Source organism: Cellulomonas sp. P1_G12_2 (assembly GCF_056405535.1).
In genome coordinates this window covers 242,499-265,693 of record NZ_JBFUBX010000004.1, presented here as the reverse complement: position 1 = coordinate 265,693, position 23,195 = coordinate 242,499, and the positions used below count along the sequence as shown (strand labels likewise).

General features: G+C 72.5%; 19 protein-coding genes and 1 tRNA gene. 14 read left to right on the top strand and 6 right to left on the bottom strand.

What is annotated here, in order from left to right; translation table 11 throughout:
- Positions 1-20 precede the first annotated feature (20 nt).
- From pgl to tkt, 5 genes are all read right to left on the bottom strand, one after another.
- Positions 21-1,469, bottom strand: coding sequence for a 6-phosphogluconolactonase (gene pgl, locus AC1DXT_RS15230; protein WP_477062141.1), 1,449 nt, complete (start codon positions 1,467-1,469; stop codon positions 21-23).
- Positions 1,466-2,383, bottom strand: coding sequence for a glucose-6-phosphate dehydrogenase assembly protein OpcA (locus AC1DXT_RS15225; protein ID WP_477062140.1), 918 nt, complete (start codon positions 2,381-2,383; stop codon positions 1,466-1,468). The genes pgl and AC1DXT_RS15225 overlap by 4 nt, the downstream gene beginning before the upstream one ends.
- Entirely contained in the window at positions 2,380-3,921 is a 1,542-nt protein-coding gene (gene zwf, locus AC1DXT_RS15220; protein WP_477062139.1) for a glucose-6-phosphate dehydrogenase, read from the bottom strand. Before zwf ends, AC1DXT_RS15225 begins: the two co-directional genes overlap by 4 nt.
- A complete protein-coding gene (tal, locus tag AC1DXT_RS15215; RefSeq protein ID WP_477062138.1) occupies positions 3,918-5,060 on the bottom strand; it encodes a transaldolase in 1,143 nt (380 codons plus the stop codon). The genes zwf and tal overlap by 4 nt, the downstream gene beginning before the upstream one ends.
- Before the next feature lie 64 nt (positions 5,061-5,124).
- On the bottom strand, positions 5,125-7,299 hold the full coding sequence (tkt, locus tag AC1DXT_RS15210) for a transketolase (RefSeq protein ID WP_477062294.1): 2,175 nt from the start codon (positions 7,297-7,299) through the stop codon (positions 5,125-5,127).
- Between the two features lie 376 nt (positions 7,300-7,675).
- On the opposite strand from tkt, the gene AC1DXT_RS15205 reads away from it, so the two are divergent.
- From AC1DXT_RS15205 to AC1DXT_RS15145, 13 genes are all read left to right on the top strand, one after another.
- Entirely contained in the window at positions 7,676-8,590 is a 915-nt protein-coding gene (locus AC1DXT_RS15205) for a heme o synthase (RefSeq protein ID WP_477062137.1), read from the top strand.
- Positions 8,591-8,592: 2 nt separating this feature from the next.
- Positions 8,593-9,534, top strand: a complete 942-nt coding sequence (locus AC1DXT_RS15200) for a site-specific tyrosine recombinase XerD (RefSeq protein ID WP_477062136.1) — start codon at positions 8,593-8,595, stop codon at positions 9,532-9,534.
- Between the two features lie 115 nt (positions 9,535-9,649).
- Positions 9,650-10,465 carry a ParA family protein gene (locus AC1DXT_RS15195; protein ID WP_477062293.1) on the top strand — a complete coding sequence of 272 codons (816 nt, stop codon included), beginning with the start codon at positions 9,650-9,652 and terminating at the stop codon, positions 10,463-10,465.
- Positions 10,434-11,363 carry a segregation and condensation protein A gene (locus AC1DXT_RS15190; protein ID WP_477062135.1) on the top strand — a complete coding sequence of 310 codons (930 nt, stop codon included), beginning with the start codon at positions 10,434-10,436 and terminating at the stop codon, positions 11,361-11,363. Before AC1DXT_RS15195 ends, AC1DXT_RS15190 begins: the two co-directional genes overlap by 32 nt.
- The gene (scpB, locus tag AC1DXT_RS15185) at positions 11,360-12,022 is read left to right on the top strand and encodes an SMC-Scp complex subunit ScpB (protein WP_477062134.1); all 663 of its coding nucleotides are present in this window, start codon (positions 11,360-11,362) and stop codon (positions 12,020-12,022) included. The genes AC1DXT_RS15190 and scpB overlap by 4 nt, the downstream gene beginning before the upstream one ends.
- Complete coding sequence (locus AC1DXT_RS15180) at positions 12,019-13,488, top strand: pseudouridine synthase (RefSeq protein ID WP_477062133.1); 1,470 nt, start codon at positions 12,019-12,021, stop codon at positions 13,486-13,488. The genes scpB and AC1DXT_RS15180 overlap by 4 nt, the downstream gene beginning before the upstream one ends.
- Entirely contained in the window at positions 13,485-14,594 is a 1,110-nt protein-coding gene (locus AC1DXT_RS15175) for a prephenate dehydrogenase (RefSeq protein ID WP_477062132.1), read from the top strand. Before AC1DXT_RS15180 ends, AC1DXT_RS15175 begins: the two co-directional genes overlap by 4 nt.
- Positions 14,576-15,283, top strand: a complete 708-nt coding sequence (gene cmk, locus AC1DXT_RS15170; protein WP_477062131.1) for a (d)CMP kinase — start codon at positions 14,576-14,578, stop codon at positions 15,281-15,283. Before AC1DXT_RS15175 ends, cmk begins: the two co-directional genes overlap by 19 nt.
- Positions 15,280-15,969: a lysophospholipid acyltransferase family protein gene (locus AC1DXT_RS15165; RefSeq protein WP_477062130.1), complete on the top strand. Its 690-nt coding sequence runs from the start codon at positions 15,280-15,282 to the stop codon at positions 15,967-15,969. Before cmk ends, AC1DXT_RS15165 begins: the two co-directional genes overlap by 4 nt.
- Positions 15,966-16,775 carry a class I SAM-dependent methyltransferase gene (locus AC1DXT_RS15160; protein WP_477062129.1) on the top strand — a complete coding sequence of 270 codons (810 nt, stop codon included), beginning with the start codon at positions 15,966-15,968 and terminating at the stop codon, positions 16,773-16,775. Before AC1DXT_RS15165 ends, AC1DXT_RS15160 begins: the two co-directional genes overlap by 4 nt.
- 56 nt (positions 16,776-16,831) lie before the next feature.
- On the top strand, positions 16,832-18,307 hold the full coding sequence (der, locus tag AC1DXT_RS15155) for a ribosome biogenesis GTPase Der (protein WP_477062128.1): 1,476 nt from the start codon (positions 16,832-16,834) through the stop codon (positions 18,305-18,307).
- The gene (locus AC1DXT_RS15150) at positions 18,304-19,347 is read left to right on the top strand and encodes a hypothetical protein (RefSeq protein WP_477062127.1); all 1,044 of its coding nucleotides are present in this window, start codon (positions 18,304-18,306) and stop codon (positions 19,345-19,347) included. The genes der and AC1DXT_RS15150 overlap by 4 nt, the downstream gene beginning before the upstream one ends.
- 27 nt (positions 19,348-19,374) lie before the next feature.
- A tRNA-Pro gene (locus tag AC1DXT_RS15145) sits at positions 19,375-19,448 on the top strand.
- 453 nt (positions 19,449-19,901) lie between these two features.
- Here the strand turns inward: AC1DXT_RS15145 and AC1DXT_RS15140 are convergent.
- Entirely contained in the window at positions 19,902-20,411 is a 510-nt protein-coding gene (locus AC1DXT_RS15140; RefSeq protein ID WP_477062126.1) for a methyltransferase family protein, read from the bottom strand.
- A gap of 250 nt (positions 20,412-20,661) precedes the next feature.
- Here AC1DXT_RS15140 and AC1DXT_RS15135 point away from each other — a divergent pair, with 250 nt between their 5' ends.
- The gene (locus AC1DXT_RS15135; RefSeq protein WP_477062125.1) at positions 20,662-23,151 is read left to right on the top strand and encodes an FAD-dependent oxidoreductase; all 2,490 of its coding nucleotides are present in this window, start codon (positions 20,662-20,664) and stop codon (positions 23,149-23,151) included.
- Positions 23,152-23,195: the final 44 nt, after the last annotated feature.

Below are 23,195 nucleotides of genomic sequence, written 5' to 3'. Positions count from 1 at the left end.
CCGTCGGGGGGTCCGGAGGCCTAGCCGACCACCCGCAGCAGCGCGAAGCCGTCGTAGCCCTTGCTGCCGACCGTCTGCACGACCGTGGCGTCGTAGCGGGGGTGGTCGGTGAGCAGGTCGACCATGCGGCGGACGCCCTGCACCCGCTCGTCGGTGTGGTCCGCGTCCAGGACCGCACCGCCGCGGACGACGTTGTCGACGACGACCACCGAGCCCGGGTGCGTGAGCTCCAGGGCCTGCTCGAGGTAGCGGGGGATCGACTGCTTGTCGGCGTCGATGAACACGAGGTCGTACGGCTCGCTGCCGTCAGCGATCAGCCCGTCCAGCGTGTCCGCGGCAGGCCCCACGAGGACGTCCACCAGGGCGTCGACCCCCGCCTGCGTGAGCGAGTCGGTGGCGACCCGAGCGTGCTCGGGATCGATCTCCAGGGTGGTCAGGCGGCCGTCCGCGGGCAGGGCACGGGCGAGCCACAGGGTGCTGTAGCCGCCGAGCGTGCCGACCTCGAGGATCCTGCGCGCCCCCGTCAGCTGGGCGAGCAGGTGCAGCAGCTTGCCCTGGTTCGGAGCGACGGCGATGTCCGGAAGCCCGCCGGCCGTGGCCGCGTGCCGCGTCTCGACCAGGGCGACGTCCTCGGGCGCGAGGACCGAGAAGTAGTGGTCGACCTGCGTCCAGAGCTCGGTAGGCGTCTGCGGGGCCGCGGGGAAGGCTGCGGCCGTGGTGGAGATGGCGGACGGCGTGCCGAGGCGCTCCGTCGCGGCGACGTCGACCAGCCAGAGCGTCCGCTCGGTGCCCAGGGCCCCGGCGGCGGGCGTCGTCGAGACCGGGACCCCGCGCAGCGCCGAGGCGACGGCGTCGGCCTTCTCCGCGCCGGCCGCGACCACCCAGACCTCCCGCGCGGCACGGATCGCGTCGAACGTCAGCGAGACCCGCTCCGGGGGCGGCTTGGGGGAGCCGTGCACGCCGACCGTGGTGCGGCCGGTCACGTCGAGCGCCTCGTGCCCGGGGAACAGCGAGGCGACGTGACCGTCCGGCCCCATCCCGAGGAGCACCACGTCGAACGCGGGGGAGCCGGCCTCGGCGAACTCCGCCGCGTAGGCCTCGGCGGCCGCCTCGGGCGTCGGGACGTCGTCGCTGCGCGCCGGCATCGGGTGCACGTTCTCGGCCGGCAGGGCGTCGCCCAGCGCGTCGAGGAGGGCGTCGCGCGCCTGCGTCTCGTTGCGTTCGGCGTCACCTGCGGGCAGGAAGCGCTCGTCGCCCCACCAGACGTGCACGCCGGACCAGTCGACCGCGTCGCGGACCGGGCTCGCCGCGACGGCCGCGAGCGACGCGATGCCCACCGTGCCGCCCGTGACGACCACGTGGACGGGGGAGCGGTGCGACTGCACGTCGACCAGGTGCGTGAGCAGGCGGGCCGCCACGGACTCGGCCAGCACGCGCGCGTCCGGGTGGACGACGACGTCGCGGTTCACGCGTCGATCCTTGCGAGGCCCTTCAGCAGCACCTCGCCGTAGACCTCGTCCGCGTCGAGCCGGCGCAGCTCCTCCGCCAGGCACTCGCGCAGCTGGCGGATGGGCAGGGCGATCCGGTGCTCGGGCTGGTCGGGCTGGCGCAGCGCCGCTGTCTTGCCGTCGGGCCGGTCGAGCACGATGTCGCCCGACGACCGCTCCAGCCGCACCTGCGTGATCGCGGGGGCGTCCTTGATGCGCTCGATCTCCACCGGGCAGCGCAGCGCGTACGCGAGCCACGCGGCCATGAGGTCGACCGACGGGTGCGTGCTCTCGCCCACGACGACGGCCTTGTGCACGGGCTCGAACGGCGGCTGGTCGAGGGTCGCCGCGATGAGTCCGCGCCACAGGGTCGCGCGCGTCCAGGCCAGGTCGGTGTTGCCGTCGACGTGGGACGCGGCCAGCTTGCGCAGTGCGGCGTTCGGACGTGCCACCTGCGTGGAGTCGGTGATCCGCCGCGCCGCCATCTTGCCGATCGGGTGCTCGGCGACGTTGTCGGGGATCTCGTACGGCCACCACGCCACGATCGGCGCGTCGGGCAGCAGCAGCGGGATCACCAGGGTGTCCAGGTGGCGCTCGAGCTGGCCGGACGGGCGCAGCACCAGCACCTCGCTTGCCCCGGCATCGCCCCCGAGGCGGATCTGCGCGTCCAGGTTGGACGCGCGGTCCTTGGTGTCGTTGGCAATGACGATGACGCGGCACGGGTGCTCGCGGCTGGCGTCGTTGGCCGCGTCGATCGCCTCGTCTGGGTCGTGGTCGCCCACCGGGATGATGAGCGTCAGCACGCGTCCGAGGGCGATCGCGCCGCCCTCGTCGCGCTCCTTGAGGAGCCGCTTGTTGATGTCCCGGGTGGTGGTGCTGGGCATCTCGATGATCATGGCCGCCTCCAGGCTCGTCCGTCGCGCGCCATCATCTTGTCCGCCGACTCCGGTCCCCAGGTGCCGGACCGGTACTCGTCGGGCTTGCCCTGCTTGGCCCAGTAGGCGGTGATCGGGTCGAGCACCTTCCAGGACAGCTCGACCTCTTCGTGCCGCGGGAACAGCGGCGGGTCGCCCAGCAGGACGTCCAGGATGAGCCGCTCGTAGGCCTCCGGGGAGGACTCCGTGAACGCGTGCCCGTACCCGAAGTCCATGGTGACGTCGCGCACCTCCATGGCCGTGCCGGGCACCTTGGCGCCGAACCGCAGCGTCACGCCCTCGTCGGGCTGCACGCGGATGACCAGGGCGTTCTTGCCCAGCTCCTCCGTGGCGGTGGACTCGAACGGGAGGTGCGGAGCGCGCTTGAAGACCACGGCGATCTCCGTGACGCGACGACCCAGGCGCTTGCCGGTGCGCAGGTAGAACGGCACCCCGGCCCAGCGGCGGTTGTCGATGTCGACGCGGATCGCCGCGAACGTCTCGGTGGTGGACTCCGGGTTGAAGCCCTCCTCCTCGAGGTAGCCGACGACCTTCTCGCCGCCCTGCCACCCGGCCGCGTACTGCCCGCGCGCGGTGTGCTTGCCGATGTCGCGAGGGAGCTTGACCGCGGAGAGAACCTTGATCTTCTCCGCCCGCAGACCCTCGGCCTCGAACGACGCCGGCTCCTCCATCGCGGTGAGCGCCAGGAGCTGCATGAGATGGTTCTGGATGACGTCCCGGGCCGCGCCGATGCCGTCGTAGTACCCGGCCCGCCCGCCGATGCCGATGTCCTCGGCCATGGTGATCTGGACGTGGTCCACGTAGTTGGCGTTCCAGATGGGCTCGTACAGCTGGTTGGCGAAGCGCAGCGCCAGCAGGTTCTGGACCGTCTCCTTGCCCAGGTAGTGGTCGATCCGGAAGATGTCGTCCGGCCGGAACACGTCGGACACGATGTCGTTGAGCTCGCGGGCGCTGGCCAGGTCGTGGCCGAACGGCTTCTCGATGACCACCCGTCGCCAGGTGCCGTCCGACGGCTGGGAGAGGCCCGAGCGGGCGAGCTGCTTGCAGACCACCGGGAACGAGCTGGGCGGGACCGAGAGGTAGAACGCGTGGTTGCCGCCGGTGCCGCGGGACACGTCGAGCTCCTCGACGGTGTCGCGCAGCCGGTCGAACGCGTCGTCGTCGTCGAAGGTCCCCTGCACGAACCGGATGCCCTCGGACAGCTGGCGCCAGGTGGCCTCACGGAACGGCGTGCGGGCGTACTCCTTGACCGAGTCGTGCACGATCTGCGCGAAGTCCTGCGTCGCCCAGTCGCGGCGGGCGAACCCCGTCAGCGCGAAGCCGGGGGGGAGCAGCCCGCGGTTGGTCAGGTCGTACACGGCCGGCATGAGCTTCTTGCGCGCCAGGTCCCCCGTGACGCCGAAGATGACGAGCCCGCAGGGGCCGGCGATGCGGGGGAGACGGCGGTCGCGCGGGTCGCGCAGCGGGTTGTTGCCCGCGGACACCTTGCTCGGGCTCACCTGGCGACCCCGGTCTGGTTCTGCTGGGCGGCGCCCGTGAGTCCGTCCGAGACGGTGCCCAGGAGATCGCCCCAGCTCGCCGTGAACTTGTCCACGCCCTCGACCTCCAGCTGCTCGGTGACCTCGTCGATGTCGATGCCGAGGTCGCGCAGACCCGCGATCACGGCCTCCGCCTCCTGGCGCGTGCCGGTGACCGTGTCGTGCGCGTCGCCGCCGTGGTCCGCGACGGCGTTCAGCGTGGCCTCGGGCATCGTGTTGACCACGCCCGCCACGACCAGCTCGTCGACGTACAGCGTGTCGGGGTAGGCCTTGTCCTTGACACCCGTCGAGGCCCACAGCGGTCGCTGCGGGTGCGCGCCGGCGGCGGCCAGGGCGGCCCAGCGGTCGCCCGCGACGACCTCCTGGTACAGGCCGTAGGCGAGCCGGGCGTTCGCGATCGCCGCCTTGCCCCGCAGAGCCGCGGCCTCGGGCGTGCCGATCGCGTCGAGCCGCGGGTCGATCGCGGTGTCGACGCGGGAGACGAAGAACGAGGCGACCGAGGCGATCGGAGCCAGGTCGTGCCCGTTCGCCTGCGCCTTCTCGAGTCCGCTCTGGAACGCGTCGAGGACCGCGCCGTACCGCTCGAGCGAGAAGATCAGGGTGACGTTCACGCTGATCCCCTCGGCGAGCACCGCGGTGATGGCCGGCAGCCCCTCGAGGGTGGCCGGGATCTTGATGAAGACGTTCGGGCGGTCGACGGTCGACCACAGCGACTTCGCGGACGCGATCGTCCCGTCGGTGTCCTTGGCGAGCCTCGGGTCGACCTCGATCGAGACCCGACCGTCCACGCCGTCGGTGGCGTCGTAGACGGGACGCAGGATGTCGGCCGCCTGGCGGACGTCGTCGGTGGTGATGCGGAAGACCGCCGTGTCGACGTCGGCACCGTCCGCGGCGAGCTCGCGCAGCTGCTCGTCGTAGGCGTCGCCCTTCGACAGTGCGCTGGCGAAGATCGACGGGTTCGTGGTCACCCCGACCACGCCCTTGTCCGCCACCAGCTCGGCGAGGTTCCCGGTGCGCAGGCGTTCACGCGAGAGGTCGTCGAGCCAGATCGCGACGCCGGCCTCAGCCAGCCGTGCCAGAGGGGTGCTGCTCGGTGCCATGGTCGATCCCCTTCTCCCGCCCGCCGGCCCCGGKCGCGACCGGGGCCGGCGAGCCCGTTCAGACCTAGACCTGCTGGTCGCCCGTCAGCCCCACGTTCTCGGGCAGACCGGCGGTGCTCGCGGGGCCTGCGCCGCCGCGGGCTGCCGCGATCGACTCGTGCGCAGCCGCGACGACCGCCTCGGGCGTGAACCCGAACTCGCGGAAGAGCGTGTCGGCATCGGCCGACGCCCCGTAGTGCTCGATCGAGACCGAGCGGCCGGCGTCGCCGACGAGCTTGTGCCACGACAGCGAGATGCCGGCCTCGACCGACACTCGTGCCTTGACGGACGAGGGCAGGACCGACTGGCGGTAGTCCTCGTCCTGCTCGGCGAACCACTCCAGCGACGGGGCGGACACCACGCGGGTGGCCACGCCGGCGGCCTCGAGCGTCTCGCGCGCCGCGACGGCGAGCTGGACCTCGGACCCGGTGCCGACGAGGATCACGTCCGGCGTGCCGGAGCTCGCCTCGAGCAGCACGTACGCGCCGCGGGCGACGCCCTCCGTGGTCGCGAACCCGTCCTCGCCGCGGGGGAACGTCGGGACGTTCTGCCGCGTGAGGATGAGGCCGACCGGACCGTCGGTGTGCGCGAGGATCGCTGCCCACGCGGCAGCGGTCTCGTTGGCGTCGGCCGGTCGCACGACGGTCAGGCCGGGGATGGCGCGGACCGCGGCGAGGTGCTCGATCGGCTGGTGCGTCGGGCCGTCCTCACCCAGTCCGATGGAGTCGTGCGTCCACACGTAGATCGCCGGCACGCCCATGAGCGAGGCCAGTCGGACGGAGCCGCGCATGTAGTCGCTGAACGTGAAGAACGTCCCGCCGTACGGCCGGGTCAGACCGTGCAGGCGGATGCCCGACAGGATCGCGCCCATGGCGTGCTCGCGGATGCCGAAGTGCAGCGTGCGGCCGAACTCGTCCCCGGAAAACTCGTGCGTCGAGCGCTTGGCGGGGATGAAGGACGGCTCGCCCTTCATGGTCGTGTTGTTGGAGCCGGCCAGGTCGGCCGAGCCGCCCCAGAGCTCGGGCAGCACGGGGGCCAGCGCGCTGAGCACCTCGCCGGACGCGGCGCGCGTGGCGACGGACTTGCCCGCCGGGAACACCGGGAGCGAGTCGGACCAGCCGTCGGGAAGGTCTCCCGCGACGAGCCGGTCCAGGAGGGTCGCGTTCTCGGGGTTGGCCGTGCGCCACGCGTCGAACGCGCTCTGCCACTCGGCCTTGACCGTCGCCGTGCGGGCCGAGAGCCCGCGGGTGTGCGCGATGACCTCGGGGTCGACCTCGAAGGTCTTCTCCGGGTCGAAGCCGAGCAGCTCCTTGAGCCCGCGGATCGCCTCGCCGCCGAGCTTGGAGCCGTGCGACGAGTGGTCGTTCGTCTTGGTCGGCGTCGGCCACGCGATGAGCGTGCGCAGGCCGATGAACGACGGGCGGTCGGTGACGGCCTTGGCCGCCTCGATCGCGGCGTGCAGGGCGTCGACGTCCTCGCGGTAGCCGTCCGGGCCGCCGGTCCAGTCGACGAACTGCACGTGCCAGCCGTACGCCTCGTAGCGCGCGACGACGTCCTCGGTGAACGCGATCTCGGTGTCGCCCTCGATCGAGATGTGGTTGTCGTCCCACACCACGATGAGGTTGCCCAGCTCCTGCGTGCCCGCGATGGACGACGCCTCGGAGGTCACGCCCTCCTGCAGGTCACCGTCGGAGGCGATGACGTAGACGAAGTGGTCGAACGGGCTGGTGCCCGGAGCCGCCTCGGGGTCGAGCAGCCCGCGCTCGCGCCGCGCCGCCATGGCGAAGCCGACCGCGGACGCCAGGCCCTGGCCGAGGGGACCGGTGGTGATCTCCACACCGGTCGTGTGCTTGTACTCGGGGTGCCCCGGAGTCTTCGAGCCCCAGGTGCGCAGCGCCTCGAGGTCCTCGAGCTCCAGGCCGAAGCCGGCGAGGTAGAGCTGGATGTACTGGGTGAGGCTGGAGTGCCCGGCGGACAGGATGAACCTGTCACGGCCGAGCCAGTGCGGGTCCGCCGGGTCGTGGCGCAGCACGTTCTGGTAGAGCAGGTAGGCCGCCGGAGCCAGGCTGATCGCCGTCCCCGGATGGCCGTTGCCCACCTTCTCGACCGCGTCGGCGGCCAGGACACGCACGGTGTCCACCGCCCGCAGGTCGACGTCGGTCCAACCGACCGTCTGGGCCAAGGGAGCCTTCGCGTTCACCGCACCTCTTTTCCACCCGAGCAGGGGGCCGGGTGTCGTGTCGAACGAGATCGACATCCGCGTCGGGATGCCGGGCAGGTGGGACGTCGCGCCGTCGCGGCGGTCGTCGGACCGTGCGATCCGACCTTATAGCGCACCGGGGTGAGGGTGCCGGGCGTGACCATCCCCGGGGCCGAGCGACCGATCTCACACCGGACGCGACGGCGATCCACCGGGTGCGTCGCGCCCCGTCGCAGACGTAGGCCGTAGCATGGCTGCGCGACCCATCCCGCCTGGAACACGAACGGACCCGCAGCGCGTGCGCCTCAGCAGCCCCCTGTCAGTCGACGACGCCGGAGCGTCCTCCGCGTCGACCCCGGGGCCCGCTGACACGACGGTGACCGTCGCCCCGAGCGGCCCGCTGGCCCGCGTGCGCCGGACGGTCGGGCCCTACGTCGCGCTGACCAAGCCGCGCGTGATCGAGCTGCTGCTCGTCACCACGCTGCCGACGATGATCCTGGCGCAGGGCGGCTTCCCGAGCTTCGGCCTGGTGCTCGCGACCCTCGTCGGTGGAGCCGCCGCTGCCGGGTCGGCCAACGTGCTGAACTGCTACCTCGACCGCGACATCGACAAGATCATGAACCGCACCAAGCGGCGGCCGATCGTCACCGGGCAGGTGTCTCCCCGGGCGGCGCTGATCTTCGGGCTCGCGCTCGGCGTGCTCTCGCTGACCTGGCTCGCCCTGATGGTCAACCCCGCGTCCGCGTGGCTCACCGCCGCGGCGATCCTCATCTACGTCGTCGGCTACACCATGATCCTCAAGCGCCGCACGTCGCAGAACATCGTGTGGGGTGGCGCGGCCGGCTGCATGCCCGTCCTGATCGGCTGGTCCGCCGTCACCGGTGGCGTCTCCTGGACGGCTGCCCTCCTGTTCGGGGTGATCTTCTTCTGGACCCCGCCGCACTACTGGCCGCTGTCGATGAAGTTCCGCAAGGACTACGCCGCCGCGGGCGTCCCGATGCTCCCGGTCGTGGCCAAGGACACCCGGGTCGCGCGCGAGATGATCGCGTACACGGTCGCGATGATCGCCTGCTCCCTGCTGCTCGTCCCGGTGCAGGGCATGACCTGGGTGTACGGCGTCGCCGCCCTGGCCCTCGGGATCTGGTTCCTCTGGTCCTGCATCGGCCTGCTGCGCCGCGCGGAGCACCCGGAGTCGGGCAAGCTGCACGCGATGCGCGTGTTCCACGCCTCGATCACCTACCTCACCCTGCTGTCCGTCGCGATCGCGGTGGACGTGTTCCTGCCCCTCTGAGCGTGACTACGACCGCGATCGACTCGGCGCTGGAGCTCTACCTCGCCCACCTGACCGTCGAGCGCGGCCTGTCCACCAACACGCTGCTCGCCTACCGCCGCGACCTGACCCGGTACACCGCCTTCCTCGAGACCCGCGGCTGCCGCGAGCCCTCGGACGTCGCCGAGCTCGACGTCGAGGACTTCCTGCTCGCGGTCCGCACCGGCTCGGACGGCCGCACCGCGCTGTCCGCCTCGTCGGCCGCCCGCATCGTCGTCGCGGTGCGCGGCTGGCACCGGTTCCTGCTGCTCGACGGCGTCACCGGTCAGGACCCCGCGCGGGCCGTGAAGCCCCCCGCGCAGCCGAAGCGGCTCCCGAAGGCGATCTCCGTCGGCGACGTCGAGCGCCTGCTGGACGCGGCCGGCCTCGGCGACGGCCCGGTGCCGCTGCGGGACCGCGCGCTCCTCGAGCTCGTGTACGGGACCGGTGCACGCATCTCCGAGGCGGTCGGCCTGGACGTGGACGACCTCGACCGGACGCCCGGGCGCGCGTCCGTCCGGCTGTTCGGCAAGGGCAGCAAGGAGCGGGTGGTGCCGCTGGGCACGTTCGCGCTCGACGCGGTGGAGGCGTACCTCGTCCGGGCACGGCCCGCCCTGTCCGTCGGGAGCAGGGGCGGGTCGCCGGGGGTCTTCCTCAACACCCGGGGCGCCCGGCTCAGTCGGCAGAGCGCGTGGGCGGTGCTGCGCGTGGCGGCGGAGCGCGCGGGACTGGCGGGTGCCGAGCACATCTCGCCGCACACGCTCCGGCACTCGTTCGCCACGCACCTGCTGGCCGGGGGAGCCGACGTGCGGGTGGTCCAGGAACTCCTCGGGCACGCGTCCGTGACGACGACCCAGATCTACACGATGGTCACCGCAGACACGCTGCGCGAGGTCTACGCGGCGTCGCACCCCCGGGCGCGATGAGCATCACGCGCCCCACGGACTGTCGCGCGGTCATCGGGGGCCGTGCTCCGGTAGGTTGTCCCGCGTGGTGAGCCAGCAGACGACCGACCCGCAGCTCGACGCCGTCGGGCGGCCGATGCCCGCGTTCCCCGAGCCCCCTCCGCTCGCCTCCCACGGTCCCGCGCGCGTGATCGCGCTGTGCAACCAGAAGGGTGGCGTCGGCAAGACGACGACCACCATCAACCTGGCCGCCGCGCTCGCCGAGTACGGCCGCAAGGTGCTCATCGTCGACTTCGACCCGCAGGGCGCCGCCTCGGTGGGTCTCGGCATCAGCCCGCACGAGCTGGACCGCACGGTTTACAACCTGCTCATGGAGCGGGACGCGGACATCCGCGCGATCATCCAGCACACCGCGACCCCGGGCCTCGACCTGCTGCCGGCCAACATCGACCTGTCGGCTGCCGAGGTGCAGCTGGTCGGCGAGGTGGCCCGCGAGTCCGTGCTGGCCCGGACGCTGCGCCCGATCCTCGACGACTACGACGTCGTGATGATCGACTGCCAGCCGTCGCTCGGCCTGCTCACCGTCAACGCCCTCACCGCCGCGCACGGCGTGCTCATCCCGCTGGAGTGCGAGTTCTTCGCCCTGCGCGGCGTCGCACTGCTCGTGGAGACCATCGAGAAGGTCCGCGACCGGCTCAACCCGCGGCTCGAGGTCGACGGCATCGTCGCGACGATGTACGACCCCCGCACCCTGCACGCCCGTGAGGTCGTCGCCCGGGTCAGCGAGGCGTTCGGCGACAACCTGCTGCACACGGTGATCAGCCGCACGGTGAAGTTCCCCGACGCCACCGTCGCCGCCGAGCCGATCACCACGTACGCCCCGACGCACTCCGGTGCGGCGGCCTACCGTCAGCTGGCACGTGAGCTCGTCGCCCGTGGCGACGCCGCCTGACGAGCGCGCGGTCCCGCCCGAGCAGTCGGCCTCCGGTCCGACGGGTGCGAGCGCGCCCGTGGGCACGAGTGCGTTCGAGGTCCACCTCACCAACTTCAGCGGTCCGTTCGACCTGCTCCTCGGCCTGATCGCCAAGCACAAGCTCGACATCACCGAGGTCGCGCTCGCGCAGGTCACCGACGAGTTCATCGCCCACATCCGCGGCGCCGAGAAGCAGTGGGACCTCGGGCAGGCCAGCGAGTTCCTGGTCATCGCCGCCACCCTGCTGGACCTCAAGGCCGCCCGGCTGCTGCCGTCCGCCGACGTCGAGGACGCGGAGGACCTGGAGCTGCTCGAGGCCCGCGACCTGCTCTTCGCCCGGCTGCTGCAGTACCGCGCGTACAAGCTGGTCGCGGCAGACCTGGCGGAACGGTTCGCCACCGAGGGCCGGCGGTTCCCGCGACTCGTCTCCCTCGAGCCGCACCTGGCGGCGCTGCTGCCCGAGCTGGTCTGGCAGATCGGCCCGGAGCAGCTGGCGGCGCTGGCGGCGAAGGCGGAGCAGCCCAAGCCGGCACCGCCCGGCGTCGACATCAGCCACCTGCACGCCCCCGCCGTCAGCGTCCGGGAGCAGGCCGCCGTGCTGGTCGACCGCCTCCGGCACGGCGGGGCGATGTCGTTTCGCACGCTGACCGCCGACGCGGGCGCGACGGTGGTCGTCGTCGCCCGGTTCCTGGCCCTGCTCGAGCTCTTCCGGGAGGGTGCGGTCGCGTTCGACCAGGTCACCCCGCTGGGGGAGCTGACCGTGCGGTGGACGGGCTCCGAGGAGGGCGAGATCGAGGTGTCCGACGACTTCGACACGCTCGACACCACACTCGACGCAGAGCTGGCCCGCGACGGGGCAGCCGAGGAGGACGCATGACCGAGCAGACGGTGCCCGAGGACGACCAGACGGAGCCGGAGTCGGAGACGGCCGCGGCCGACGAGCTCGCGTTCGACGTCGACGACCTGCCCGGTGGCGCCCTGGCGGCGCTCGAGGCGGTCCTCATGGTGGCCGACGAGCCCATCGCGGCCGTCCGGCTGGCGACCGTGATGGCGCTGCCGACCGCGCGGGTCGAGGCGCTCCTGGACGAGCTCGCCGCCGAGTACCGCGGCGAGCGCGGCGGTCGGCCGCGCGGGTTCGAGGTGCGACGGGTGGGGGACGGCTGGCGGATCTACTCGGCACCCGCCTACGCGGACGTCGTCGGCCGGTTCGTGCTCGAGGGGCAGACGGCCCGCCTCACGCAGGCCGCACTCGAGACGCTGGCCGTCATCGCCTATCGCCAGCCGGTCACCCGCGGGCAGGTGTCCGCGGTCCGTGGCGTCAACGTCGACGGTGTCGTGCGCACGCTGACCACGCGCGGGCTCGTGGCCGAGGTGGGCACCGATCCGTCCAGCGGTGCGGTGCTCTACCAGACCACGGGATACTTCTTGGAGCGGATGGGGCTGTCCAACCTGGACGAGATGCCCCCGCTCGCGCCCTACCTGCCGGACATCGACTCCTTCGAGGGTGTCGACCAGGCGATCGGAGACAACAGATGAGCCCGCAGGAACGACGGTCAGGTGGCTCCGGTTCGTCCGGTGGCCAGTCCGGCGGCAGGAGCGGCGCGCCTCGGGGCGGCAGCGGATCGGGCGCACCGCGCGGGGGTGGCGGGTCAGGGGCGAGCCGCGGCGGCAGCGCCGGCGGCTACCGGGGTGGCAGCACCGGCGGGTCCGGCGGCGGCTACCGCGGAGCCGGTGGCGGAGAGGGCTACCGGGGGAGCACGGGCGGCGGTGAGGGCTACCGGGGTGGCAGCACGGGCGGCTCGCGCGGCGGCGAGGGGTACCGCGGTGGCAGCACCGGAGGCTCGCGCGGAAGCGAGGGGTACCGCGGTGGCAGCACCGGAGGCTCGCGCGGCAGCGAGGGGTACCGCGGTGGCAGCGCCGGGGGGTCGCGCGGCAGCGACTCCCGGGGCGGCAGCTCCGACGGGTACCGCGGCGGCAGCGCCGCTGGCGGCTCGCGGGACAGCGGGGGATACCGCGGCGGCGACGCACGAGACGGCGGCGGCTACCGGGGCGGTGACTCCCGGGGCGGTGCGCCGAGCGGTGGCGGCTCGCGCGGTGCCACCGGTGGGGCCTCTCGCGGTGGGCCTGGTGCGCCCTCGCGCAGCGGTGCACCTCGTCCGAAGAGCGGGACCGGCTACCCGCGCAGCGGCGGGACCGGACGCCCCCGCACCGACGGCGCGTCGAGCCGGCCGAAGAAGCCGACCCGCACCCCCGAGGTGACGATCGACGTCCACGACCCCGACGGCGTGCGTCTGCAGAAGGTGCTCGCGGCGGCGGGCCTCGGCTCGCGTCGGTCCTGCGAGGACCTCATCTCGGCGGGTCGCGTGACGGTCGACGGCAACAAGGTGCTCGAGCTCGGCGTGCGCGTCGACCCGCTGACGGCCGTGATCCACGTGGACGGCATGCGCGTGCAGCTGGACTCGTCGATCATCACCATCGCGCTGAACAAGCCGAAGGGCGTCGTCTCGACGATGCACGACCCCGAGGGGCGGCCGTCGATCGGGCAGTTCGTGTCCGACCGCGAGGAGCGGCTGTTCCACGTCGGCCGGCTCGACGCGGAGACCGAGGGCCTGATCCTGCTGACCAACGACGGCGACCTGGCCAACCGGCTGTCACACCCGTCGCACGGCGTCACCAAGGTCTACCTTGTCCAGCTCGAGGGGCGCGTCACACCCTCGCTCGGCGCGCGGCTGATCAAGGGCGTGGAGCTCGAGGACGGCCTGGCCAAGGTGGACAAGTTCCAGATCGTCCAGACCACCCCGCAGGCCAGCCTGGTGGAGATCGAGCTGCACGAGGGCCGCAACCGCATCGTGCGGCGGATCTTCGACGAGGTGGGCTACCCCGTGACGCAGCTCGTCCGCACGCAGATCGGCCCGATCCGCCTGGGTGACCTCAAGCCGGGTCGCACCCGCGTGCTCTCGAAGACCGAGGTGGGCTCCCTGATGACACGGGTGGGCATGTGACGCTGGCGACGCGAGGGCCGGTGCGGATCGTCGGCACCGGCCTGCTGGGCACGTCGGTGGGACTCGCGCTCGCCACGCACGGCGTCGAGGTGGTCCTGCACGACCCCTCGCGCACAGCCCTGGCGCTGGCCCGCGACGTGGGTGCCGGACGACCGGCACGCCCGGGGGACGTCGCGCCGACGTTGATCGTCGTCGCCGCCCCGCCGGACGTCACGGCGGACGTGGTGCTCGCAGAGCTCGCGGCGTACCCGGACGCGGTCGTGACCGACGTGGCGAGCGTGAAGGGGTACGTCCTCGCGGAGCTCAAGGCGGCGGGCGCGGACCTCACGCGGTACGTCGGCTCCCACCCGATGGCCGGGCGCGAGCGGTCCGGACCGTCAGCCGCGGTGCCGGACCTGTTCCTCGGGCGGCCGTGGGTGATCGCCGACTCGGGTGCGTCGACGCCCGAGGCGGTGCTGGCCGTGCGCGCGCTCGCCGTGGACCTCGGCGCGGTGCCGGTGACGATGGACGCCGACGCGCACGACGCCGCGGTCGCGGCCGTCTCGCACGTGCCGCAGGTGGCCGCGAGCCTCGTCGCCGCGCGGCTGCGGGGGACCGACGACGCCGCGCTCGGACTCGCGGGGCAGGGCCTGCGGGACGTCACGCGTCTCGCGGCGTCGGACCCGGCACTGTGGACGTCGATCCTGGCGGCGAACGCGTCGGCCGTGCGCGACGTCCTGGTGGAGCTGCGTACCGACCTCGACACCGTGATCGACGCTCTGCGCCAGGCCGCCGCGGCGGACGGTCCGGAGACGGTCGAGCTCGGTGCGCTTGCCACGTTGGCCCAGGCGATCGCCGACGGCAACGCGGGCGTCGCGCGGATCCCCGGCAAGCACGGTGGAGCGCAGCGCACGTACGGCGTGGTCACGGTGCTGGTGCCGGACGCCCCGGGCGAGCTGGCGCGGCTGCTCACCGAGGTGGGCGAGGCGGGCGTCAACCTCGAGGACCTGCACCTCGAGCACGCGGCCGGCCGACCGGTCGGCATGGCGGAGATCTCGGTGCTGCCCGGCAGCGTGGAGCACCTCGAGGCGGAGCTGACGGCCCGCGGATGGAGACTGGTGAGTTGAGCAGGGCGATGGTCGTGGCGATCGACGGACCCTCCGGTTCCGGGAAGTCGAGCGTCTCGCGGGGCGTGGCGAGCGCGCTGGGTCTGGCGTACCTCGACACCGGGGCGATGTACCGCGCGGCGACGTGGTGGTGCCTCGAGCAGGGTGTGCCGCTCACGGACGTCGACGCGGTCGCCGCGCAGGTGCGCGCGTTGCCGTTGGTCATGGGTACCGACCCGGCTGACCCGACCGTGCACGTCGGCGGCGTCGACGTCGGCCAGGCGATCCGCGAGACCGCGATCTCGGCGGCCGTCAGCGCGGTCGCCACCAACCTGGAGGTGCGTGCCGAGCTCGGCCGGCTCCAGCGTGAGGCCATCGACGAGGCGCGCACCCGCGGTGGGATCGTCGCGGAGGGCCGGGACATCACGACGGTCGTCGCCCCCGACGCGGACGTGCGGGTGCTGCTGACCGCGAGCGAGGATGCACGGCTCGCCCGGCGCGCCCGGGACGTGCACGGCTCCGACGACGCCGCCGCCGTCGAGGCGACGCGCGACCAGGTGCTCCGGCGCGACGCCGACGACTCGACCGTGGTGCAGTTCCACGAGGCCGCGGACGGGGTGGTCACCGTCGACTCCTCGCACCTCAACTTCGACCAGACCGTGCAGGCCGTGCTCGACGTCGTCGAGTCGGTCGTCGGCACCCGCCCGTGAGCACGACCGTCGGCCCGTCCGAGAGCGGCCCGCGGTGGGCGCGCTGGATCGGCCGGTTCCTGGCGCGCATGGTCTGGAACACGCAGGTCGTGGGCTCCCACCTGGTCCCCACCGAGGGCCCGGTCCTGTTCGCCGCGAACCACACCGGCATCATCGACGGCCCGATCGTGCTGGGGGTGTCCCCCCGGCCCTCGCACATGCTGGTCAAGTCGGAGATGTTCTGGGGTCCGGTCGGCGCGGTCCTGAGGGCCGCGGGTCAGATCCCGGTGGAGCACGACGGCGGTCGTTCCGCCCTGAACAGCGCGCTCGTCGTGCTCCGCCGCGGCGGCGTGGTCGGCGTGTTCCCGGAGGGCAACCGCGGCAAGGGGGACGCGGCGAGCGCGCGGGCGGGGGTCACCTGGCTCGCCCTGAACGGTCATGCGCCGGTGGTGCCCGTGGCGGTGCTCGGCACCCGCAGGACGGGGGAGTCGGTCGGTCACGTGCCCGGTCTGCGGCGTCGGCTGGCGATCGAGTTCGGCGAGCCGCTCGTCCTGGAGCGAGCCGTGGGGACGTCCGGCCGGGTGGCGCTGGAGCAGGCCAACGAGGCGATCCGTGTCGCTCTCGCGGAGCTCGTCGACAGCGCGGTCGCCCGCACCGGCCTTGACCTGCCCACGGACGACCCGAACCGCGAGCGCACACCGCGATGACCGGGTGGGAGTGGGACCGGTCGCTGTTCGCCGGCACCGCCGCTCACTACCTCGTCGGCCGCATGCCGTACCCGCGGGAGCTGGCGGACGCATTGCGGGACGCGCTCGGCCTGGACGGCACGGGCCGCCTGCTCGACGTCGGCTGCGGGCCGGGCTCGCTGACCCTGCTGCTGGCGCCCCTGTTCGCCGCCTCGGTCGGGGTCGACCCGGACCCCGACATGCTCCGCGAGGCAGCGCGCATCGCCGGCCCGGCGCGGGTGCGGTGGCGCGAGCTGCGCGCGGAGGACCTTCCCGCCGATCTCGGGACCTTCCGGGTCGTCGTCTTCGCGCAGTCCTTCCACTGGATGGACCAGCCCCTGGTCGCCGACCGGGTGCGCGCGATGCTCGACGACGGCGGCGCGTGGGTGCACGTGTCCGCGATGACGCACCGCGGGGTCGACGGCGACCTCCCGCTGCCGCACCCGCGCCCACCGTGGGACCGGATCGACCGGCTCGTCGCCGACTACCTCGGCCCGGTGCGTCGTGCCGGTCGCGGAACCCTGCCGGACGGGACGCGGGGCGGCGAGGAGGACGTGATGCGCGCAGCCGGTTACCAGGGGCCAGAGCGCCTTGTCGTCGCGCGCAGCGAGGTGGTCGAGCGGACCACCGACGACGTCGTCGCCGCCGTGCTCTCGCTCTCCAGCTCCGCTCCGCACCTCTTCGGCGAGCGCCTGGGTTCGTTCGAAGGCGACCTGCGCGAGCTCCTCGGCGCAGGGCCGTTCTCTGAGCAGGCGCGCGACGTCGCGGCCGCGATCTGGCGCCCGTGACCGGGCTCTCGCGCTGGTAGTCGTCCTGCGGTCGCCGCACCTGGGACAATGGGCGCATGACTGAGCCCGATCCCACCCTTGCGCTGCCCGACGAGGCCACCGAAGCCGACCGTGAGCGGGCGCTGCGCGCAGGGCTCACCGAGTACGAGCTCGAGGACGAGGACCTTGCCCTCCTGCACGCCGGTGATGTCGGGGAGATCGGCGAGGAGCCGGTCGTCGTCTTTCCCGTGCTCGCCGTCGTCGGCCGACCGAACGTCGGCAAGTCGACGCTCGTCAACCGCATCCTGGGCCGCCGCGAGGCCGTCGTCGAGGACAAGCCGGGCGTCACGCGCGACCGCGTGAGCTACCCCGCCGACTGGTCCGGCACGCGGTTCACGCTGGTCGACACGGGCGGCTGGGAGGTCGACGTGGCCGGCATCGAGGCGCGCGTGGCCCAGCAGGCCGAGGTCGCGATCTCGCTGGCCGACGCCGTGATCTTCGTCGTCGACGCGACCGTCGGGGTCACCGAGACCGACACCCAGGTGGTGAAGCTGCTCCGCAAGGCCGGCAAGCCGGTGGTGCTCTGCGCCAACAAGGTCGACGGACCCGCCGGTGAGGCCGATGCCGCCAACCTCTGGTCGCTCGGGCTGGGCGAGCCGTTCCCCGTCTCCGCGCTGCACGGCCGTGGCACCGGCGACCTGCTCGACGCCGCGATCGACGCGCTCCCCGAGGTCTCCGCGCACGGCACCCCGATCCCCGACGGGCCCCGCCGCGTCGCGCTGGTCGGCCGCCCCAACGTGGGCAAGTCCTCGCTGCTGAACAAGGTGCTCGGCGCCGAGCGCGTCGTCGTCGACTCCGTCGCCGGCACCACCCGCGACCCGGTCGACGAGCTCGTCGCGCTCAAGGGCAAGCCCTGGGTGTTCGTCGACACCGCCGGGATCCGGCGCCGCGTGCACCAGACGTCCGGCGCCGACTTCTACGCCTCCCTGCGGACGCAGGCCGCGATCGAGAAGGCCGAGGTGGCCGTCGTCCTGGTCGACGCGTCCGTCAAGCTCACCGAGCAGGACACGCGCGTGATCACGCAGGTCATCGAGGCCGGCCGCGCGCTCGTCATCGCGTACAACAAGTGGGACCTCATGGACGAGGACCGCCGCCCGTTCCTCGAGCGCGAGATCGAGCAGGACCTCGTGCAGGTGCAGTGGGCGCCGCGCGTGAACATCTCCGCGAAGACCGGCTGGCACACGGACCGCATGGTGCCGGCGCTCGAGCGTGCTCTCGAGTCGTGGGACATGCGCATCTCGACCGGGCGCCTCAACGCGTTCCTGGGCGAGCTCGTCGCGGCCCACCCGCACCCGCTGCGCGGCGGAAAGCAGCCCCGCATCCTCTTCGCGACCCAGGCGTCCACCCGGCCGCCCCGCTTCGTCATCTTCGCGACCGGCTTCCTCGACCCCGGCTACCGCCGGTACATCGAGCGCCGCCTGCGCGAGACCTTCGGCTTCGAGGGCACGCCCATCTCGATCTCGGTGCGTGTCCGGGAGAAGCGCAAGCGGTGACGCCCGACGGGCCGGTGCAGCGGCGACGGCCTCTGCTGAGGCTCGGGCTGCCGCGCGACCCGGCGTCGAGCAGCCACATCACCGGCTTCCTGGTGATCACGCTGGCCACGGTCATCGTGACCCGCCTGCTGCTGAGCCTCACCGGCTTCCCGCAGCTGGGCGGCGGGGGAGTGCACATCTCCCACGTGCTGTGGGGCGGTCTGCTCATGGCCTTGGCGTTCGTCGTGCTCATGACGTTCATCGGCCCGGTCGTGCGACGGTTCGCGGTCCTGCTCTCCGGCATCGGCTTCGGGCTGTTCATCGACGAGGTCGGCAAGTTCGTGACCTCCGACTACGACTACTTCTGGGAGCCGACGGCGGCGCTCATCTACCTGGTCGTCATCGCCCTGGGCCTGTTCGCCGACGTGCTGCAGCGCCGCCACCCCCGCGACCCGGCCGAGTTCCTCGCGGCCGCCGCCGACCAGGCCGTCGCCGGGCTGGCGGGTGGCTTCAGCACCCGCGAGCGGACCCGGGCGCGCTGGTACCTGGCCCGAGCGGGCGACGTTCCCGGTGCCGACGAGGTGCGCGCGCTCCTCGACGCGGTGGAGCACGACGCCGTCGAGGTCCCCGACCCGATCGGCGCCCTGTCGCAGTGGATCGTCGCCGCATCCCGCTGGCTCGTGCGCGCGCGCTGGGTGCCGTGGGTGACCGTCGCTGTCCTCGTGGCGACCTCGTTCGTGACGCTCGCGCGCGGGATCTACGGCTGGTCCGCCTCGGACGACGAGCCGGTGTGGCTGGTCGTCGGCCTCCTGCTCAGCGGGCTCGCGTCGACCGCGTTCGCCGTCGTCGGCCTGGTGCGGGTCCGGCGCGACCGCGAGGCCGGCTACCGCTGGTTCCGCCGCGCCGCGCTCGTCGCCCTGCTGGTGACGCAGATCTTCCTGTTCCGGCTCTCGCCGTGGGACGCCACCATCGGCCTCGCGATCGACCTGGTGATCCTCGCGGTGGTCGCCGCGGAGCTCGACGTGATCGCGGGTGACCGGACCACGTCGCCCGTGGGGTAGAGTTTCCGAGGCTTCTGCGGGAGCCGACGGGCTGTGGCGCAGCTTGGTAGCGCACTTGACTGGGGGTCAAGGGGTCGCAGGTTCAAATCCTGTCAGCCCGACAGTGAAAGCGCAGGTCAGGGGCTTCTAGGGTCATCCTAGGAAGCCCCTGACCTTCTCTTTTTGGCCCTGCGGGAAGCATCTCGGGAAACACCTCGCCACGTACACGGCTGAACTGGGACGGCCGCTTGTGCTCGACGGCGACCACCCGGTCCCAGCGCTCAGAACGCGCTGAGAAGTTGCGTAGCTCGGGCGACGGTCCGAGCTAGCCCCGTCAGTCGCGTGTGAGCTTGACCGAGTCGACGTCGATGGTCACCGGGTGGCCAAGTCCTGGTCCGCGACGTTGTCGGCGCCACGCGGTGTGCACCAGGCCCCCAACTCCCCGGTCCCCGGAGAATGACCGTCATGCGGCTGCCTGACGGGCTGCGCGTCGAGCGCTCGGCGGCGCAGTCGGGCCGCCTCAAGGCACTGCTCGGCCCGAGCTGCCCAGGAGGGTGACGCGTCCGATTCCACTGTCACGGCCGACGGAGGCGGGGGACGAAGCGCGGCGTCCGTGCGGCGTACTCGGAGTAACCCGGAAAGCGCCGTGTCAGGCGCGCCTCCTCCCATCTCGCCTTGACCGTCAGCAGGACGACGAGCAGCCCGAAGGCGATGAGTCGCCAGATGCTGCCCGAAGCTGCCGCGACCGAGGCTGCGGCGAGCAGCAACCCCGTGTAGATCGGGTGCCGCATCCGGCCGTACAGACCCCCGGTGCGCAGCTGTGCGTGGCGGTTGGGCAGCGGCACTGCCGTCAGCCCGCGACCGAGCGCAGTCGCACCGACGGTCATCAGGACCAGACCTGTCAGGAGCCCGGCGCCACATGCGACCACCAGCCACGGGCGGACGGCCCAGTCGGTCCGTCCGGGCAGCAGCACGATCAGTCCGAGCAGGACAAACTGCGCGCTCACCAAGAGCCGCGCCGTCCACAGGTCGCCGTTCGCAATGCCGGGGTCGCGGTCGGGCGAGCTGTCCTGCGGGTGCGTCACGTCCGGTCGCGCCTTTCTGGCCGCCTGAGCCGTACCAGTGCACTGTGGGGGATCCGCGGCCGGCACGATCGACGTTATACCCCCTGCGGTATGCGACGTTTGGCCCTGCATCGGGACATGCGCCCCGGGTGTCTCAATACCGGGGCGGGTATACCTGGATACCCCCTGGGGTACAGGCCTTTCGACCCTGCTGACCGGTCGAGGCGCGTCCTAGCGTGACGTCCACCACCTCACGGAACGGACGTCCTCCATGAAGATCGTCGTCGTCGGCGGAGTTGCCGCCGGGATGTCCGCAGCCGCGCGCGCACGGCGTCTCGACGAGTTCGCCGAGATCGTGGTGCTCGAGCGCGGGCACCACGTGTCGTTCGCCAACTGCGGGCTGCCCTACCACATTGGTGAGGTGATCACTGAACGCAGTCGGCTGCTGGTCCAAACGCCGACGAGCCTGCGCGACCAGCTGGACATCGACGTGCGCATCGGCGTCGAGGCCGTCGGCATCGACCGCACCGCGCACGTGGTCCGCGTCCGCGACGTCGACTCCGGCGCCGAGTACGACGAGCCCTACGACAAGCTGATCCTGACCCCGGGTGCCGATCCCGTGCGGCCGGCGCTGCCCGGGATCGACCTGCCGGCGATCCACGTGCTGCGGCGGATCGGCGACATGGACGTCATCAAGGCGGCGGTCGACGGCGCGGGCGGCACGGCGGGTGTGCGGCACGCGGTCGTGATCGGGGCGGGCTACATCGGTCTGGAGATGGCCGAGAACCTGCACGAGCGCGGTGTGGCCGTCGAGGTTGTCGAGATGGCCGACCAGATCATGCCTGCGCTCGACCGCGAGCTGACCACGACCGTGGAGAACTACCTGCGGGCGCACGACGTCGCCCTGCACCTCGGCACCGCCGCTGCGGCCTTCACCGAGCGGCCCGACGGCCGCGTGCGGGTCGAGCTGAAGAACACCACGGTCATCGACACCGACCTGGTCATCATGGCCGCGGGGGTGCGCCCGAGCACCGCCCTGGCGGTCGCGGCGGGCCTGGAGATCGGCCCGCGCGGCGGCATCACGGTCGACCGGCACATGCGCACGTCCGACCCGGACATCTACGCCGCCGGGGACGCGGTCGAGGTCGAGCACACCGTGCTGCCGGGCACCTGGCTGATCCCGCTGGCCGGCCCGGCCAACCGCCAGGGACGCGTCGCGGCGGAGAACGTGTGCGGTCGGGAGACCGTCTACGAGTCGACCCAGGGCACCTCGATCGTCAAGGTCTTCGACATGGTCGCCGGCGGCACCGGCGCCTCGGAGAAGCAGCTCGTCGCGGCCGGGATCGCGTTCGACGCGGTGCAGACCCACCCGCACGGGCACGCCGGCTACTACCCGGGCACGGCGATGATGCACGTCAAGGTCCTGTTCGCCCCCGGCACCGGACGGATCCTGGGCGCCCAGATCGCCGGGTTCGACGGCGTCGACAAGCGCCTGGACGTGCTGGCTACCGCCCTGCGCGCAGGGATCACGGTGTACGACCTGGAGACCCTCGAGCTGTCCTACGCCCCGCCGTTCGGCTCGGCCAAGGACCCGGTCAACATGATCGGGTTCGTCGCCTCGAACACGCTGCGCGGCGACCTGACGCTGTGGCATGCGGGCGACTACCCCCAGGCGACCGACGGCGCACGGATCATCGACGTGCGCGGCCCGGAGGAGTTCGCGCTGTGGCACCTGCCCGGGGCGGACAACGTCCCGCTGGAGACCCTGCGCCTGGCGCAGGCGGACTGGGACCGCAGCACCCCCCTCCGGCTGTACTGCGCGGTCGGGTTCCGCAGCTACCTGGCCTACCGGGCCCTGGTCCAGCGGGGGTTCACCGACGTGTCGACCCTCTCCGGGGGACTGACCACCTTCCGGGCGTACCACGACGTCGCTCCCAGCGACCTCGACGCCCCGACGCCGGTCATCTCCTACGCCTCGGCCAGCCCAGCGCCCTCCTCGGCGCCGGCAACGTCGACGGGCGTGCTCGTGGACCTGGACTGCACCGGGCTGGCGTGCCCCGGTCCGATCATGAAGCTGCAGGACGCGGTCCTCGCACTGGCCCCTGGGGACGAGATCGTCGCGCACGTCTCCGACGCCGGCTTCCGGCTCGACGGCCCCGCGTGGGCGGCCCGCAACGGCCACGAGATCCTCTCCCTGGTCCCCGAGGGACCTGGGTACGCGGCCCGGATCCGCAAGGGCGCGCCCACCGCGACCACGGGTGCGGCCCTGAGCGGTCCGGCGTCGAGGCTGAAGGACAAGAAGTCCTTCGTCGTGTTCTCCGGCGAGCTGGACAAGGTCCTCGCAGCGTTCATCCTGGCCAACGGTGCCGTCGCGATGGGCGACGAGGTCTCCATGTTCTTCACGTTCTGGGGGCTCAACGCCCTCCGGCGCGAGAACCCACCCGCCCGCACCCGCTCGCGGATGGACCGTATGTTCGGCGCCATGATGCCGTCGGGCGCGGAGAGCCTGAAGCTGTCCACACTGAACATGCTGGGCGGCGGCACGATGCTGATGAAGAAGGTGATGAAGGACCACCAGGTCCCGAGCCTGACCGAGCTCATCGCTTCCGCCCAGGGCGCCGGGGTCCGGCTCGTCGGCTGCACCATGACGATGGACCTGCTGGGCATCGCGGTCGACGACCTCATCGCCGGGGTCGAGCTCGGCGGTGTGGCGACCTTCCTAGGTGAGGCGAACGAGTCGAACGGCGCCTTCTTCATCTGACGCACGACGGGGCCGCACCAAGAGGTGCGGCCCCGTCGTGGCGG

What these genes read in the sequence shown, in the direction of transcription:
- AC1DXT_RS15225 (WP_477062140.1), bottom strand. Translation starts at nt 2,383, where the DNA reads ATGATCATCGAGATGCCCAGCACCACCACCCGGGACATCAACAAGCGG.
- tal (WP_477062138.1), bottom strand. Translation starts at nt 5,060, where the DNA reads ATGGCACCGAGCAGCACCCCTCTGGCACGGCTGGCTGAGGCCGGCGTC.
- AC1DXT_RS15195 (WP_477062293.1), top strand. Translation starts at nt 9,650, where the DNA reads ATGCCCGCGTTCCCCGAGCCCCCTCCGCTCGCCTCCCACGGTCCCGCG.
- scpB (WP_477062134.1), top strand. Translation starts at nt 11,360, where the DNA reads ATGACCGAGCAGACGGTGCCCGAGGACGACCAGACGGAGCCGGAGTCG.
- AC1DXT_RS15180 (WP_477062133.1), top strand. Translation starts at nt 12,019, where the DNA reads ATGAGCCCGCAGGAACGACGGTCAGGTGGCTCCGGTTCGTCCGGTGGC.
- cmk (WP_477062131.1), top strand. Translation starts at nt 14,576, where the DNA reads ATGGAGACTGGTGAGTTGAGCAGGGCGATGGTCGTGGCGATCGACGGA.
- AC1DXT_RS15160 (WP_477062129.1), top strand. Translation starts at nt 15,966, where the DNA reads ATGACCGGGTGGGAGTGGGACCGGTCGCTGTTCGCCGGCACCGCCGCT.
- der (WP_477062128.1), top strand. Translation starts at nt 16,832, where the DNA reads ATGACTGAGCCCGATCCCACCCTTGCGCTGCCCGACGAGGCCACCGAA.
- AC1DXT_RS15135 (WP_477062125.1), top strand. Translation starts at nt 20,662, where the DNA reads ATGAAGATCGTCGTCGTCGGCGGAGTTGCCGCCGGGATGTCCGCAGCC.